Raw genomic sequence first — 727 nt, 5'->3', positions numbered from 1 at the left:
GGCGTTGCCCCGGCTGCGGCGCGGCGGCGATCCGGCCACGCTGGCCGGTCTGCTGATCAATCTGGGGCTGGCGCAGGCGCTGCGCGGCGCGCTCGCCGCGGCGGAGACGGCGCTGGCGGAGGCGGTGACCGTGGCCGATCGGGCGGGGCTGCGCGCCTCGGCCGCGATGGCGCGCGGCAACCTGGCGTTCGTGGCGTCGCGGCGCGGCGACCTGCCGCGGGCGCTGCGCCTGTACGCGGCGGCCGAGCCGGGGCTGACCGGGGAACGGCGGGTGCAGTGCCGGCTGGACCAGGCCGAGACGCTGATCGCCGCCGGGCTCCCCGGGGAGGCCCGTCCGCTGCTGGTCGCCGCGCTGGAGGAGGCCGCCGACCGCGGCTACGGCTGCGACGTGGCCGACGGGCTGTTGCTGCTGGCCCACGCCGAGCTGGCGGACGGCGACCCCGAGCGCGCCACCGCGACCGCCGAACGCGCCCGGGCCGCGTTCGCCGCCCAGGAGCGGACCGGGTGGATGCTGCTCGCCGAGCATCTGCTGCTGCGCGCCCGCTGGGCCGCCGGGGATCGTTCGGCGGTGTTCTGGCGCACCGCCGCGGCCACCGCCGAACGGCTGGGCCGCGGCGGGTGGGCCGAGCCCGCCGCCGACGCCCGGGTGCTGGCCGCCCGTCTGGCGCTGCATCTGGGGCGTCCGGCGGACGCGCCGCCCCCGCCGCGGCACGGGTCGGCGGCCGTG

Annotated in this window: 1 pseudogene; it reads left to right on the top strand. The window is 80.9% G+C overall.

The features are described 5' to 3' along the window. Positions 1-727 (top strand): annotated as a pseudogene (locus tag EIO00_RS24410) (CHAT domain-containing protein); the annotation flags it as partial.

It is taken from the genome of Thermomonospora catenispora (genome assembly GCF_006363815.1).
GTDB classification, from domain to species: domain Bacteria; phylum Actinomycetota; class Actinomycetes; order Streptosporangiales; family Streptosporangiaceae; genus Thermomonospora; species Thermomonospora catenispora.
This window is presented reverse-complemented; position numbering and strand designations above follow the sequence as displayed.